This window comes from Streptomyces nidicola (assembly GCF_050106155.1).
GTDB lineage: Bacteria > Actinomycetota > Actinomycetes > Streptomycetales > Streptomycetaceae > Streptomyces.
In genome coordinates this window covers 2,809,358-2,823,729 of record NZ_JBNBPI010000001.1, presented here as the reverse complement: position 1 = coordinate 2,823,729, position 14,372 = coordinate 2,809,358, and the positions used below count along the sequence as shown (strand labels likewise).

Below are 14,372 nucleotides of genomic sequence, written 5' to 3'. Positions count from 1 at the left end.
ACAACGCCGCTCGCGGCCCTTCAGTACCGGGTGTCGCGCGGCCCCGAGAGGGCCGACTGCTCGCTCACGGCGTAGCCCCGGCGGGAACTTCGCCAGGTGCCAGCACGCTTGCATACAGTGGCAGCACTCGCAGCAGTTCAGTGTTCCAGGACTTGGTTCCATGACCTGGTTCCAGGACCTGCCGCAGTCCAGAGCTCACCGCGAATTCGCGTTGCACCGCGATCGAAGGGACGTACATGCCCATGGGTCACACGGCCACCGCCGAGGCCGGCTCCGGCGGCCTGACAGCGACCGAGCACCGGCTGGCCAACGGCCTGCGCGTGGTGCTCTCCGAGGATCACCTGACCCCGGTCGCGGCGGTCTGCCTCTGGTACGACGTCGGCTCGCGCCACGAGGTCAAGGGCCGTACGGGCCTGGCTCACCTCTTCGAGCACCTGATGTTCCAGGGCTCGAAGCAGGTGCACGGCAACGGGCACTTCGAGTTCGTCCAGGGCGCGGGCGGCTCGCTCAACGGTACGACGAGCTTCGAGCGCACCAACTACTTCGAGACCATGCCCGCCCACCAGCTGGAGCTCGCGCTGTGGCTGGAGGCCGACCGCATGGGCTCGCTCCTCACGGCCCTTGACGACGAGTCGATGGAGAACCAGCGGGACGTCGTGAAGAACGAGCGGCGCCAGCGTTACGACAACGTGCCCTACGGCACGGCGTTCGAGAAGCTGACCGCCCTCATGTACCCCGAGGGGCACCCGTACCACCACACGCCCATCGGCTCCATGGCCGACCTGGACGCGGCCACCCTCGAAGACGCGCGGAACTTCTTCCGCACTTACTACGCGCCCAACAACGCGGTGCTGTCGATCGTCGGCGACATCGACCCGGAGCAGACGCTGGCCTGGGTCGAGCGGTACTTCGGCTCGATCCCCGGCCATGACGGCAAGCCCGCCCCGCGCGACGGTGCCCTCCCGGAGGTCATCGGCGAGCAGCAGCGCGAGGTCGTCGAGGAGGAGGTCCCGGCGCGCGCCCTGATGTCGGCCTACCGGCTCCCGCAGGACGGCACGCGCGCGTGCGACGCCGCCGACCTCGCCCTCACCGTCCTCGGCGGCGGCGAGTCCTCGCGCCTGTACAACCGGCTCGTACGCCGTGACCGCACCGCCGTGGCGGCCGGTTTCGGTCTGCTGCGCCTCGCCGGAGCGCCCTCCCTGGGCTGGCTGGACGTGAAGACCTCCGGAGACGTCGAGGTGCCGGTCATCGAGGCCGCCGTCGACGAGGAGCTCGCCCGGTTCGCCGAGGAGGGCCCGAGCCCCGAGGAAATGGAGCGCGCCCAGGCGCAGTTGGAGCGCGAGTGGCTGGACCGCCTGGGCACGGTCTCGGGGCGCGCCGACGAGCTGTGCCGCTACGCCGTCCTGTTCGGCGACCCGCAGCTCGCCCTGACCGCCGTGGGGCGCGTCCTGGACGTGACCGCCGAGGAGGTCCAGGAGATCGCCAAGGCGCGCCTGCGTCCCGACAACCGCGCGTCCCTCGTGTACGAGCCGACCGCGCCCGCCGACACCGAGAACGCCGAGATCGCCGAGGAGGCGGGCCAGTGACCGAGCAGCTCGCGAACATGGACTTCCACCCGCGGCCGCAGGCGGGGGAGCCCAAGCCCTGGGCGTTCCCGGCCCCGGAGCGCGGCGCGCTCCCCAACGGCCTGACGGTGCTGCGCTGCCACCGGCCGGGACAGCAGGTCATCGCCGTGGAGGTGCACCTGGACGCACCGCTTGACGCGGAACCGAAGGGCCTCGACGGCGTCTCGACGATCATGGCGCGTGCCTTCAACGAAGGCACGGACAAGCACTCCGCCGAGGAGTTCGCCGCCGAGCTGGAGCGCTGCGGCGCCACGATGGACGCGCACGCCGACCACCCCGGCGTCCGTGCCTCCCTCGAAGTGCCGGCCTCCCGCCTCTCCAAGGGCCTCGCCCTCCTGGCCGACGCGCTGCGGGCCCCCGCCTTCGACGACAGCGAGATCGAGCGGCTCGTCCGCAACCGCCTGGACGAGATCCCGCACGAGGCCGCCAACCCGGCCCGGCGCGCCGCCAAGGAGCTCTCCAAGCAGCTCTTCCCTGCCGACGCGCGTATGTCGCGCCCGCGCCAGGGCACCGAGGAGACCGTCTCGGCCATCGACGCGGCGGCCGTGCGCGCCTTCTACGACCGGCACGTACGCCCCGCCACCGCCACGGCCGTCGTCGTGGGTGACCTGAGGGGCATCGACCTGGACGCCCTCCTCGCCGACACGCTCGGCGCCTGGACCGGCGACACCGCCGAGCCGCGCCCCGTGCCGCCGGTCGTCGCCGACGACACCGGCCGCGTGATCATCGTGGACCGTCCCGGTGCCGTGCAGACGCAGTTGCTCATGGGCCGGGTCGGACCGGACAAGCACGACCGTGTGTGGGCCGCGCAGATCCTCGGCACGTACTGCCTGGGCGGCACCCTCACGTCGCGCCTGGACCGCGTCCTGCGCGAGGAGAAGGGCTACACCTACGGAGTGCGCTCCTTCGCCCAGGTGCTGCGCTCCGCGCCCGACGGCAGCGGCGCCGCGATGCTCGCCATCAGCGGCTCGGTGGACACTCCGAACACCGGGCCCGCGCTCGACGACCTGTGGAAGGTCCTGCGCACGCTGGCGGCCGAGGGGCTCACGGATGCCGAACGGGACACCGCCGTACAGAACTTGGTGGGCGTGGCCCCGCTGAAGTTCGAGACCGCGGCGGCTGTCGCGAGCACCCTCGCCGACCAGGTCGAGCAGCACCTGCCGGACGACTTCCAGGCGCAAGTGTACCGGCAACTGGCCGCCACGGGCACCGTGGAGGCCACGGCCGCCGTCGTGAGCGCGTTCCCGGCGGGCCGCCTGGTGACGATCCTGGTGGGTGACGCCGCGCAGATCGAGGAGCCGGTCAAGGCGCTCGGCATCGGCGAGGTCACGGTGGTCGAGAGCTGAGCTCGTCTCCCGCGGCACACCACGAAGCCCCGGCGCCGGCATCGGCGGCCGGGGCTTCGTGGCGTCCGTCACGGTCGTCTTCAATCACCACACGCTCGCAAATGTCCGAATTGATGTGGTGGTTGCCTGTCTGCCCTGTGGCGTGCACTACAAAAGCCGGGTTCTGTTTGTCGATCCAAAGACGCCCCGCTTAGCGTTCCCTCCGGCTGTCCGCCAGACGTACGTCGCGCCCGCGACACCGGACAGTCATCGCCGAGTCCCCATGGTGCGAGCCAGGGGAGCCGGGGACCCACCGAAGTCCCTGGGGTGAATCGGGCGCTCTTCCCGTAAGGGGAGGGGGCCTGTAGGAGACCTTCCTGCTCCGAACCCGTCAGCTAACCCGGTAGGCGAGAAGGAAGGAAAGGACCAGCCACTTCATGGCGTTCACCCGTGCCACCGGGAAGCACCGCCGTCCCAGCCGCCTGACGCGTACCACCGCTCAGGTCGCCGGCGTCGCCGCGATCACCACGACGGGCGTGGTGGGCGGCCTCGCCGCCCCCGCACTCGCCGCCGACACCGCGGTAGCCCCGCACGACGGCCTCACGCAGGCCGTGGCCATCGGCGACTCCCTGGCCGAGCAGATCGACGCGCAGGCCACCGCGCAGCAGAAGGCCGCCGCCAAGGCGAAGGCCGAGGCCGAGGCCAAGAAGAAGGCCGCGGAGGCCAAGCGCAAGGCCGAGGCGGAGGCCAAGAAGCGGGCCGCCGAGAAGGCCGAGAAGGAGCGCGAGGCCAAGGAGCGCGCCGCCCGCGAGGCCGAGCGCAAGCGCCTGAACAGCTTCGTGTCGCCGATCTCCGGCTCGTACGTCTCCACGGCCTACCAGGCCGGCAGCGGACTGTGGTCCTCCGGCAGCCACACCGGCATCGACTTCCACGCCTCCAGCGGCACTTCGGTGCACGCGGTCGGCATGGGCACCGTCGTCGAGGCCGGCTGGGGCGGCGCGTACGGCAACAACGTCGTGATCAAGATGAAGGACGGTACGTACACCCAGTACGGTCACATGTCCTCGATCGGCGTCTCCGTCGGCCAGGACGTCACCCCCGGCCAGCAGATCGGCCTCTCCGGAGCCACCGGCAACGTCACGGGCCCGCACCTCCACTTCGAGGCCCGCACCGGCCCCGACTACGGCTCGGACATCGACCCCGTCGCGTACCTGCGCCAGCACGGTGTGAACGTCTGACCCGTCAGCCACACTCCACGAAAGCCCCGGCTCACCGAGCCGGGGCTTTCGCGTGTGCGGGTCTGCACTGTCCAAAAAATATCCCTGGATTCAGTTCCCTCGTCGGAAATTCAAGCCCGGTGGAATAGAGTCACCGGGTAAACGTTCCGGCCACGTGTCATTCGCGCTTGACCGGGCGTCAATCGGCCGCGTATCGCGGGCATTGAGGCGGAGGTCGAGTCATGCGCATTCCCGCGCAGTCGGTATGCACAGCGATCCGTGACGACATCGTCGCCGGCGTCTACGAGCGCGGCGGCAGGCTCACCGAGGAACTGCTCGCGCGTCGCTACGGGGTCTCGCGCGTGCCCGTCCGTGAGGCGCTGCGCACCCTGGAGGCGGAGGGGTTCGTCGTCACGCGCAGGCACGCGGGCGCGTGCGTGGCCGAACCCACCGAGCGGGAGGCGGCCGACCTCCTGGAGATCCGCATGCTGCTCGAACCCATGGGCGCCGCCCGCGCCGCGCAGCGCCGCACCGAGGCCCACCTCAAGGTGCTGCGTGGCCTGGTCAGGCTGGGTCAGGAGCGCTCCCGACGGGGCCAGAGCGAGGATCTGCGCTCCCTCGGCAGCTGGTTCCACGAGACGCTCGCGCAGGCCTCCGGCAGTCCCGGCCTGATCACCCTGCTCACCCAGCTCCGCCACAAGATCGCCTGGATGTACGCCGTGGAGAGCCCGGCCCGGCCGGCCGAGTCCTGGGCCGAGCACGGCGCCATCGTCGACGCCGTGGCGCGCGGCGACGCGGAGCGTGCCCGCGCCCTGGCCACCCTGCACGCGGAGCGTGCGACGGCCGCCCACAGGCTGCGCGTCCCCCGCGCGGGCGAGCATGTGAGGACTTCGCAACATGCAGTCAACACGGTGGGGCGCCAGGTTTAACAACAGCGCCGTATACAAAGAAGTGCACTATTCGGTGAATGGGTTGAACGGGGTGCGGATGAATTTCCGCTGCCTATTTCCCGCCGCCCAATTCGCGCCGCAATAGCGAACGGGCGTGCCGCAATTGTGAACGAACGTGCCACAATAGCGAACGAAAAAGCCGCGCGTCCCGAAGGGGAACGCGCGGCTCAGCCGTACTGCTTTTGTCTTTGTGTCAGACGGTCTCGGGAAGCTCCTCGAGCCCCTCGGCGACCAGCTTCGCCAGACGGTCGAGCGCGGCGTCCGCACCCTCGGCGTCGGAAGCCAGCACGATCTCCTCGCCGCCCTGCGCGCCCAGGCCGAGCACGGCCAGCATGGAGGCGGCGTTGACGGGGTTGCCGTCGGCCTTGGCGATCGTCACGGGAACGCCGGCGGCCGTGGCAGCGCGGACGAAGATGGAAGCGGGGCGGGCGTGGAGGCCCTCGGCCCAGCCGACGTTGACGCGGCGCTCAGCCATGTGATGCTGCCCTTCAGGTGTCTCACGGTTGTCTAGACCAGTGTTCCATATCGGGAGGCGTGCGTGACGCGGACCCAGGTCCTCACCGGCACGGCCCTTCGGTCCTCCATAGGGTGCCCTCCGTACGCACGGGCCGCGACCCGTACGACCGACCGTCATCTGTCGGTGCCCGGCCCTACCCTTGCGGCATGGAGACCCCGTCGGACCGCCATGCGTACCCCGCCCACTGGGAGGCCGACGTGGTGCTGCGCGACGGCGGCACCGCGCGGATCAGGCCCATCACGACCGCGGACGCCGAGCATCTGACCAGCTTCTACGAGCAGGTCTCGGACGAGTCGAAGTACTACCGCTTCTTCGCGCCCTACCCCCGCCTGTCCGCCAAGGACGTGCACCGCTTCACCCATCACGACTACGTGGACAGGGTCGGTCTCGCGGTCACGGTGGGCGGCGAGTTCATCGCCACGGTGCGCTACGACCGGATCAACGAGCAGGGCATGTCGGCTACCGCGCCCGCCGACGAGGCGGAGGTCGCCTTCCTCGTGCAGGACGCCCACCAGGGCCGGGGCGTCGCCTCCGCCCTCCTGGAGCACATCGCGGCCGTCGCCCGCGAGCGGGGCATCCGCCGGTTCGCCGCCGAGGTGCTGCCCGCCAACAGCAAGATGATCAAGGTGTTCCGGGACGCCGGATACACGCAGAAGCGCAGCTTCGAGGACGGCGTGGTCCGCCTGGAGTTCGACATCGAGCCCACGGAGGCCTCGCTCGCGGTGCAGCACGCGCGCGAGCAGCGCGCCGAGGCCCGCTCGGTGCAGCGCCTGCTCGCTCCCGGCTCCGTCGCCGTGATCGGCGTGGGACGCGCGGCCGGAGGAGTGGGCCGCAGCGTTCTCGACAACCTGAAGGACGCGGGCTTCACCGGCCGCCTGTACGCGGTGAACCAGGCGTTCGGGGATGACGTCACCGAGATCGACGGCGTGCCCGCGCACCGCTCCGTACGCGACATCGACCCGGCGGAGACGGTCGACCTGGCCGTCGTGGCCGTGCCCGCCCCGGACGTCCCCGAGGTCGTCGCCGAGTGCGGCGAGCGCGGCGTGCAGGGCCTCGTCGTGGTCTCCGCCGGCTACGCGGAGAGCGGCGACGAGGGCCGCGAGCGCCAGCGTGCCCTGGTCCGCCAGGCCCGCAGCTACGGAATGCGCATCATCGGGCCGAACGCCTTCGGGGTCGTCAACACGTCACCGGAAGTACGGCTCAACGCCTCGCTCGCCCCCGAGATGCCGCGCCCCGGGCGCATCGGCCTGTTCGCCCAGTCCGGCGCCATCGGCATCGCGCTCCTGTCCCGCCTGCACCGCAGGGGCGGGGGAGTCACCGGGGCCAGCGGCGTCTCCACGTTCGTCTCCGCGGGCAACCGCGCGGACGTGTCCGGGAACGACGTCCTTCAGTACTGGTACGACGACGCGGACACCGACGTCGCCCTCATGTACCTCGAATCGATCGGCAACCCCCGCAAGTTCACCCGCCTCGCCCGCCGCACCGCCGCCGCCAAGCCCCTGGTGGTCGTGCAGGGCGCCCGGCACAGCGGCATCGCGCCCACGGGCCACGCGGTGCGGGCCACCCGCCTCCCGTACGCCACCGTGTCCGCGCTGCTGCGCCAGGCGGGGGTCATCCGGGTCGACACGATCACCGAACTCGTGGACACCGGCCTCCTGTTGGCCCGCCAGCCGCTGCCCGAGGGGCCACGCGTCGCCATCCTGGGCAACTCGGAGTCGCTCGGCCTCCTTACGTACGACGTGTGCCTCTCCGAAGGGCTGCGGCCCAAGCCGCCGCTGGACCTGACGACCGCCGCGTCCGCCGCCGACTTCCGGGCCGCACTGGAGCAGGCCCTGGCCGACGAGAAGACGGACGCCGTCGTGGTCACCGCGATCCCCGCAGTGGGGGAGGGCCCCTCGGAGGACGCGGAACTCGCGGCCGCCCTGAGCGCGGCAGCCGCCACCGGCCCCACGAAGCCGGTGCTCGTCGTCCACGTCGAACTCGGTGGCCTCGCGGAAGCCCTCTCCGCCGCGGCCAGCACGGGGCCCAACGCGCCCGACACCCTGCCCCAGCGCGCCACTTCGGAGGCCTCAGGGACTCCCGGGGCTTCTTCGGATGCGCCCGACGTCGCCGAAGGCACCCCGCTTCCTGTGGACCGCACCAGGCGCCTCATCCCCGCCTACCCGGCGGCCGAGCGCGCCGTCCGCGCGCTCTCCCAGGTGTCCAAGTACGCCCAGTGGCGACGCGACGCCGCCGCGCCCGGCAAGGTGCCCGAGTACGACGCCATCGACGAGCAGGGCGCCGCCGAGCTCATCACGGAACTGCTCGCCAAGGAGGGCGACCCGCGGGGCGCAGACCTCGCCCCGGAGGACGCCCGCGCCCTGCTGTCCCGCTACGGCATCGACGTCCGCAGCACGCTGCCCGCCCCCGGCCCGGACGAGGCCGCGGCGGCGGCGCGCACGCTCGGCTACCCGGTGGCCCTGAAGACGACCGCCCCGCATCTGCGGCACCGCCCCGACCTCGGCGGCGTACGCCTGGACCTGGCCGGCGAGGGAGAGCTGCGGCGCGCCTACGAAGACCTGACCCAGCGGCTCGGCAAGCCTGCCGAACTGCGGCCGGTCGTGCAGTCGATGGCGCCGCGCGGAGTCGACACCGTCGTACGCGCCGTCATAGACCCGGCCGCGGGCGCCGTGCTCTCCTTCGCACTCGCCGGAGCTGCCTCCGAACTGCTCGGTGACACCGCCCACCGGCTGATCCCGGTGACCGACAAGGACGCGCAGGCGATCGTGCGGTCCATCAAGACGTCCCCGATCCTGTTCGGCTGGCGCGGCGCGGCCCCCGTGGACACCCCCGCGCTCGAAGAGCTGCTGCAACGGGTCTCGCGCCTGGTCGACGACCACCCCGAGGTCGTCGGCGTCGCCCTCGAACCGGTCGTCGTGGCCGAGCGCGGGCTGACCGTCCTCGGCGCCTCCGTCCGGCTCGCGCCGCCGCCCGCCCGCGACGACCTCGGCCCGCGCACCCTGCCCGCCGCGTACTGAACCACCTCGTACGGGCCCCTCACGGAGAGTTATCCACAGGGGCATCGGCAGTCTCTTTACGGGCCTTAGGATGGACCACATGGCCAAGACCAGTACGACGACCCAAGGGCTGCGAGCGGCGATCGAGCGCAGCGGTTACTACCCGGCTCTTGTGGCCGAGGCGGTGGAGGCCGCGGTCGGCGGCGAGCCGATCTCGTCGTATCTGGTGCACCAGGAGACCACGTTCGATGCGAACGAGGTGCGTCGGCATGTCACCGTCCTGGTCCTGACCGACAGCCGCTTCATCGTCAGCCACACCGACGAGCAGGCCGCCGACAGCACCTCCCCGACGTCGTACGCGACGACGTCGACGGAGTCCGTGCAGATCGGCCGGATCTCGTCGGTCGTGCTCAGCCGCGTCGTCGCCAATCCGGAGAAGTACGTCCCGGGGTCGCTGCCCCGCGAGGTCGTCCTCACCATCGGCTGGGGCGCCGTGTCCCGCATCGACCTGGAGCCCGCGACCTGCGGCGACCCCAACTGCGAGGCGGACCACGGATACACGGGCAGCACGACCGCGGACGACCTGAGCCTGCGCGTCAGCGAGGCCGGGGACGGCCCGGAGACCGTGCGCCAGGCCCTCACCTTCGCCCAGTCCCTCTCCGAGGCCATCGCGGACGCGGGCCGCCGATGACGCAGGCCGCCTGGGACGACGTAGAGCCGCTCCCCGTCCACTCCGCTCCCGTCCCGGCGTACGGCACCGGATCCCTCGCGGATCTGCTGCCCACCATCGGCGCCCACCTGGGCGTGCCCGGCTGCACCGCCGGCATCTCCGAGCTGCGGCCGGTCGACCGCGCCTGCGTGTTCCTGATCGACGGCCTCGGCTGGGAGCAGCTCAGGGCGCACCCGGACGAGGCACCGTTCCTCAGCTCGCTCATATCGTCTTCGCGCGGCGGTACAGGGCGCCCGATCACCGCGGGCTACCCGGCGACGACCGCGACCTCCCTCGCCTCCGTGGGCACGGGCCTGCCTCCTGGCGCGCACGGCCTGCCCGGCTACACCGTGCGCAACCCGGCCACCGGCGAGCTGATGAACCAGCTCCGCTGGAACCCGTGGACGAAGCCGCGGACCTGGCAGCCGTACCCCACGATCTTCCAGCGCGCCCACGAGGCGGGCATTCACACGGCACAGGTGTCCGCGCCGCACTTCGAGACGACCCCCCTCACCAAGATCGCCCTCAGTGGTGGCACGTTCTACGGCCGCCTCTCCGGCGAGGACCGCATGGACCTGGCCGCCGAGCAGCTGGGCGCGGGGGACCGGTCGCTGGTGTACACGTACTACAGCGAGGTCGACGGCAAGGGTCACCGCTTCGGCGTCGACTCCGACCCGTGGCGCGGCCAGCTCATGTACGTCGACCGCCTCGCACAGCGCCTCGCCGAGCAACTGCCGCCGCGCAGCGCCCTGTACGTCACCGCTGACCACGGCATGGTCGACATCGCCTTCGACGAGCAGTCCCGCATCGACTTCGACGAGGACTGGGAACTGGGCGCGGGCGTCGCCCTGTTGGGCGGCGAGGGCCGTGCCCGCCATGTGTACGCGGTGCCGGGCGCGGCGGGCGACGTGCTCACGGTGTGGCGAGAGGTGCTCGGCGAGCAGTTCTGGGTCGCCTCGCGCGACGAGGCGATCGCGGCCGGCTGGTTCGGTCCACAGGTTGATCAACGTGTGTACGACCGGCTCGGCGACGTCATCGCCGCGGCCCGTGACGACGTGGTCCTCATCGCCTCGCGGAACGAGCCGAAGGAATCCCTGATGGTCGGCAACCACGGCTCGATGACCCCGGCGGAACAGCTCGTACCGCTGCTGGAAGTACGGTCCTGACCCCTCCGGCCACGCCGGCCACTTCGGCAACCCCCTCACGTCACGCGAAAGGTGCTCAACTCCCCATGCCCGAGCTGGTGTTCTTCTCCGGAACGATGGACTGTGGGAAGTCGACCCTCGCTCTGCAGATCGAGCACAACCGCTCGGCGCGCGGCCTCCAGGGCCTGATCTTCACCCGCGACGACCGGGCGGGGGAGGGCAAGCTCTCCTCCCGCCTCGGCCTGGTCACGGACGCCGTGGAGGTCGCGGGCGACCTGGACGTCTACGCGTACGTGGTCGATCACCTCTCGCACGGCGGCCGGGTGGACTACCTGATCGCGGACGAGGCTCAGTTCCTCGCGCCCGAGCAGATCGACCAGCTCGCCCGGGTCGTCGACGAGCTGGAACTCGACGTCTTCGCCTTCGGTATCACGACCGACTTCCGCTCCAAGCTGTTCCCCGGCTCGCAGCGCCTGGTCGAACTCGCCGACCGCGTAGAGGTGTTGCAGGTGGAGGCGCTGTGCTGGTGCGGCGCCCGCGCCACGCACAACGCCCGTACCGTCAACGGCGCGATGGTCGTCGAGGGCGCCCAGGTCGTCGTCGGTGACGTGAACCGGTCGCCGGACGAGATCGGCTACGAGGTGCTGTGCCGGCGGCATCACAGCAGACGGATGACGAGCGCCACGGCACACGCGGCGGCCCTGTCCCCGGACGTGCTGCCGGTCGGCTCGGCCTGAGCGAGACGCAGGCCCGGGAAACGCCCCGCCTACGCGGCCGGAGGCGTCACCAGCGAGAACTCCGCGCCCTCCGGATCCGCCACCGTGGCCACCCGCCCGTGTGCGCCCTCGCGGGCGGCGGACACCACGTGGCCGCCCAGGTCGGCGACGCGTTCCACGGCCTCGTCCACGTCCTTGACCGTGAAGTACGTCATCCAGTGCGGGCCCTGGTCGCGGGGCAGGGCGTGGCCGACGCCGTGCACGGAGGCCACGGGGTGGCCCGCCAGGTGCAGGGTCAGGAAGTCGAAGTTGGCGGAGACGACGGCCTCTTCGGAGTATCCGAAGACCGCCTGGTAGAACTTCGCGACGCTCGCGGTCTCCCGCGTCACCAGCTCGTTCCACGCCATCGCGCCCGGTACCCCGGTCACCGCCGAGCCCACGTGCTCGGCGGCCTGCCAGATCCCGAACACCGCCCCCGCGGGGTCGGAGCCGATGGCCATCCGGCCGGCCTCCCCGGCGTCCAGCGGGCCCACGCCCACGGTGCCGCCGCAGTGCCGCACCGTCTCGGCCGTCGCGTCCACGTCGTCCGATGCGAGGTAGGGGGTCCAGGCGATCGGCAGCTGGCGGTCGGGCGGCAGCTGGCCGATCCCGGCGACCTCCTTGCCGTCGAGGAGCGCCCGCGCGTACGGGCCGAGCTGCTGTGGGCCGGGCTTGAACTCCCAGCCGAACAGCGCACCGTAGAACTCCTGGGTCGCGGCCATGCCGTGCACCATCAGGCTCACCCAGCAAGGTGTGCCGGGTGCGCGCCGGGCTGCTGCCTCGGTCATCGTCACTCTCTCCTCGGAACGGGACCCTCGGGGCCCGCGGCTCGGGATCCCATATGTCAGGTGGCGCCCGTGCCGATGGTGGCACTCGGTGCCGAGCGACGCTCATCGGCCGCGCCGAAACCATCGGACTCCCCGCTGAGGATGCCCGAAACGGTGTTTCGCGTTCGTTTCGGCGCCACGACCCTGCCATGTCCGGTCAATAGACGCTCGGTAGTCGATCGAGCACGCTATACGACCACGAGCGCGCGGGCCAGAGCATGAGCAAGGATGGGCCCATGAATGCCATCATCTCCGCATCCGAACTCGCGAGCGAGTTGACGGGCGAGCGGCCCCCCGTGCTGCTCGACGTCCGCTGGCAGCTCAGCCTCGCCAAGACCGCGGGAGCGCCCGCGTTCGACGGCCGTGCCGAGTACGCGGCGGGCCATGTGCCCGGCGCGGTCTACGTCGATCTCGATACGGAACTCGCTGGTCACGCGGGCCCCGGGGACGGCAGGCACCCCTTGCCCGAGCTGTCCGCGTTCGGCGCGGCGATGCGCGCCGCCGGCGTCTCGGCGGACCGCGACGTCGTCGTATACGACGGTGGCCAGGGCTGGGCCGCGGCACGCGCCTGGTGGCTGTTGCGCTGGACGGGTCACCCGTCCGTGCGAGTTCTCGACGGCGGGCTTGTCGCCTGGGACGGACCCCTGGAGACCACCGCTCCGGCACCGCAGCCGGGCACCTTCGAGCCTGCACCCGGTGCCACCGGCCTGCTCGACGCGGACGCCGCCGCGGCCCTGGCCCGTTCCGGTCTGCTCCTCGACGCCCGCGCCGCCGAGCGCTACCGCGGTGACGTGGAGCCCATCGACCGCGTCGGCGGCCACATCCCCGGCGCGGTGTCCGCTCCGACCACGGAGAACGTCGGCGACGACGGCCGCTTCCGGCCGACCGCCGAGCTCGCGGACCGCTTCAAGTCCCTTGGCGCGAACGGTGATCCGGGCCAGGTCGGCGTCTACTGCGGCTCAGGCGTCTCGGCCGCGCACGAGATCCTGGCGCTCGCTGTGGCAGGCATCGATGCCCAGCTGTACGTCGGCTCCTGGTCCCAGTGGTCCGCCGACGAGGCGCGCCCGGTGGCCACGGGGCCGGATCCGCAGTAGCCGCCGCCACGTAGCCGCCACCACGCAGAGGGGGCCCGCGCCGACTGAACGGCGCGGGCCCCCTCTGCGTACAAAAGGGTGCTACTCGTGGTGCGGGAGTCGGCTACTCCTGCTTCTTGCGGCGCGTGCCGAAGACGATCTCGTCCCAACTCGGCACGGCGGCGCGGCGACCGGGGCGGACGCCGTCGGCCTCCGCCTGGCGGTCGGTCGTGCCGGTGAGGCGGTCACGGTGACCGGCGACGGCGCGTGGCATCAGGATGTCCGCGTACGCCGATCCGGCCCCGGCCGAGGCCGCGGGCGCCGCGGGCTCCTCCACCTCGGCGGCCGCGGGCGGCTCAGGCTCCTCCTGCGGCTCGGGAGCCACTGCGGGACGCTCGGGCACCGCGAGATCGCCGCGGTAGCTGGGCACGGCCTCCAGGAGGCTGGTCAGCGAATCGCGCTCCGGCGGTGCGGACGAGGCGATCGCCGGCAGCTCGGTCTCCTCGGGCTCCGGCTCCGCGGGCGGCGTCGGCCGCTCGAGCTGCCGGTCCAGCGCGCGATCGAGGGGTCGGTCGAGGGGACGGTCCCTGGGGAGCCGGGCGATGCGCGGCACGAACGGGAACGTGGGTTCGGGCGTACCGATGTCGTCGGACTCGCCGATCAGCGAGCGCGCCTCGTCGTCCACGGCCTGGACGAGCCTGCGGGGCGGGTCGTACGTCCAGCTCGCCGAGTGCGGTTCGCCGGCGACCCGGTAGACGAGCAGGACTTCCCAGGTGCCGTCGTCCCGGCGCCAGGAGTCCCACTGGACCGAGTCCTTGTCGGCGCCGCGCAGCACGAGACGCTCCTGCACCGCCTCGCCCAGCTGGGGGCCGGCGTTCTCGCCGGGGCGGCGCACGGGTGTCTTCCTGGCGCGCTCGGCCATGAACGCGCGCTCCGCGAGCACGGGGCCCTCGAAGCGGCGCACCCGGTCGACCGGGATGCCGGCGAACTGCGCGACCTCCTCGGCGGTCGCGCCTGCCCGTATACGCGCCTGAATGTCGCGCGGGCGGAGGTGGCTCTCCACCTCGATCTCGATCTGGCCGAGGCGCGGACGGTCGCCACGTACGGCGGCCCGGAGGCGCTCGTCGATCGGCAGCGTGTACTCCGTGCTGTCCGCAGCCTTCAGCACCAGCCGTGTGCCGTCGTTAGAGACGGCCACGACACGCAGTTCGGGCATGGGGACCTCCCGGGTGG

At 71.9% G+C, this 14,372-nt stretch carries 12 protein-coding genes and 1 riboswitch; of the genes, 9 read left to right on the top strand and 3 right to left on the bottom strand.

What is annotated here, in order from left to right; genetic code table 11:
* Window positions 1-242: 242 nt before the first annotated feature.
* The 4 genes from ACOKM3_RS12800 to ACOKM3_RS12785 all read left to right on the top strand — a co-directional run bounded on the left by ACOKM3_RS12800 (window position 243) and on the right by ACOKM3_RS12785 (window position 5,096).
* Window positions 243-1,586 carry a M16 family metallopeptidase gene (locus ACOKM3_RS12800; protein ID WP_327666094.1) on the top strand — a complete coding sequence of 448 codons (1,344 nt, stop codon included), beginning with the start codon at window positions 243-245 and terminating at the stop codon, window positions 1,584-1,586.
* 17 nt (window positions 1,587-1,603) lie between these two features.
* Window positions 1,604-2,971, top strand: a complete 1,368-nt coding sequence (locus tag ACOKM3_RS12795; RefSeq protein ID WP_426906779.1) for a M16 family metallopeptidase — start codon at window positions 1,604-1,606, stop codon at window positions 2,969-2,971.
* A 240-nt stretch (window positions 2,972-3,211) separates the two neighbouring features.
* Window positions 3,212-3,375, top strand: a riboswitch (cyclic di-AMP (ydaO/yuaA leader).
* Between the two features lie 12 nt (window positions 3,376-3,387).
* A complete protein-coding gene (locus ACOKM3_RS12790; protein ID WP_426900002.1) occupies window positions 3,388-4,188 on the top strand; it encodes a M23 family metallopeptidase in 801 nt (266 codons plus the stop codon).
* A 221-nt stretch (window positions 4,189-4,409) separates the two neighbouring features.
* On the top strand, window positions 4,410-5,096 hold the full coding sequence (locus ACOKM3_RS12785; protein ID WP_266714979.1) for a GntR family transcriptional regulator: 687 nt from the start codon (window positions 4,410-4,412) through the stop codon (window positions 5,094-5,096).
* A 214-nt stretch (window positions 5,097-5,310) separates the two neighbouring features.
* Here the strand turns inward: ACOKM3_RS12785 and ACOKM3_RS12780 are convergent, their stop codons facing one another.
* A complete protein-coding gene (locus ACOKM3_RS12780) occupies window positions 5,311-5,592 on the bottom strand; it encodes an HPr family phosphocarrier protein (RefSeq protein ID WP_030021209.1) in 282 nt (93 codons plus the stop codon).
* A gap of 188 nt (window positions 5,593-5,780) precedes the next feature.
* Here ACOKM3_RS12780 and ACOKM3_RS12775 point away from each other — a divergent pair, with 188 nt between their 5' ends.
* The 4 genes from ACOKM3_RS12775 (at window position 5,781) to ACOKM3_RS12760 (ending at window position 11,221) form a co-directional block, all read left to right on the top strand.
* On the top strand, window positions 5,781-8,651 hold the full coding sequence (locus tag ACOKM3_RS12775) for a bifunctional acetate--CoA ligase family protein/GNAT family N-acetyltransferase (RefSeq protein WP_426900000.1): 2,871 nt from the start codon (window positions 5,781-5,783) through the stop codon (window positions 8,649-8,651).
* 79 nt (window positions 8,652-8,730) lie between these two features.
* Entirely contained in the window at window positions 8,731-9,321 is a 591-nt protein-coding gene (locus ACOKM3_RS12770) for a DUF5998 family protein (RefSeq protein ID WP_389274413.1), read from the top strand.
* The gene (locus ACOKM3_RS12765) at window positions 9,318-10,505 is read left to right on the top strand and encodes an alkaline phosphatase family protein (protein WP_426899998.1); all 1,188 of its coding nucleotides are present in this window, start codon (window positions 9,318-9,320) and stop codon (window positions 10,503-10,505) included. Before ACOKM3_RS12770 ends, ACOKM3_RS12765 begins: the two co-directional genes overlap by 4 nt.
* A gap of 65 nt (window positions 10,506-10,570) precedes the next feature.
* Window positions 10,571-11,221, top strand: coding sequence for a thymidine kinase (locus ACOKM3_RS12760; protein ID WP_426899996.1), 651 nt, complete (start codon window positions 10,571-10,573; stop codon window positions 11,219-11,221).
* Window positions 11,222-11,250: 29 nt separating this feature from the next.
* On the opposite strand, the gene ACOKM3_RS12755 is transcribed toward ACOKM3_RS12760, so the two are convergent.
* Window positions 11,251-12,027, bottom strand: coding sequence for a VOC family protein (locus ACOKM3_RS12755; RefSeq protein ID WP_426899995.1), 777 nt, complete (start codon window positions 12,025-12,027; stop codon window positions 11,251-11,253).
* 275 nt (window positions 12,028-12,302) lie between these two features.
* Between ACOKM3_RS12755 and ACOKM3_RS12750 the strand changes: the two genes are divergently transcribed.
* Window positions 12,303-13,160: a sulfurtransferase gene (locus tag ACOKM3_RS12750; RefSeq protein ID WP_426899994.1), complete on the top strand. Its 858-nt coding sequence runs from the start codon at window positions 12,303-12,305 to the stop codon at window positions 13,158-13,160.
* 103 nt (window positions 13,161-13,263) lie between these two features.
* Here the strand turns inward: ACOKM3_RS12750 and sepH are convergent, their stop codons facing one another.
* Window positions 13,264-14,355, bottom strand: a complete 1,092-nt coding sequence (sepH, locus tag ACOKM3_RS12745; RefSeq protein ID WP_426899992.1) for a septation protein SepH — start codon at window positions 14,353-14,355, stop codon at window positions 13,264-13,266.
* Window positions 14,356-14,372 lie beyond the last annotated feature (17 nt).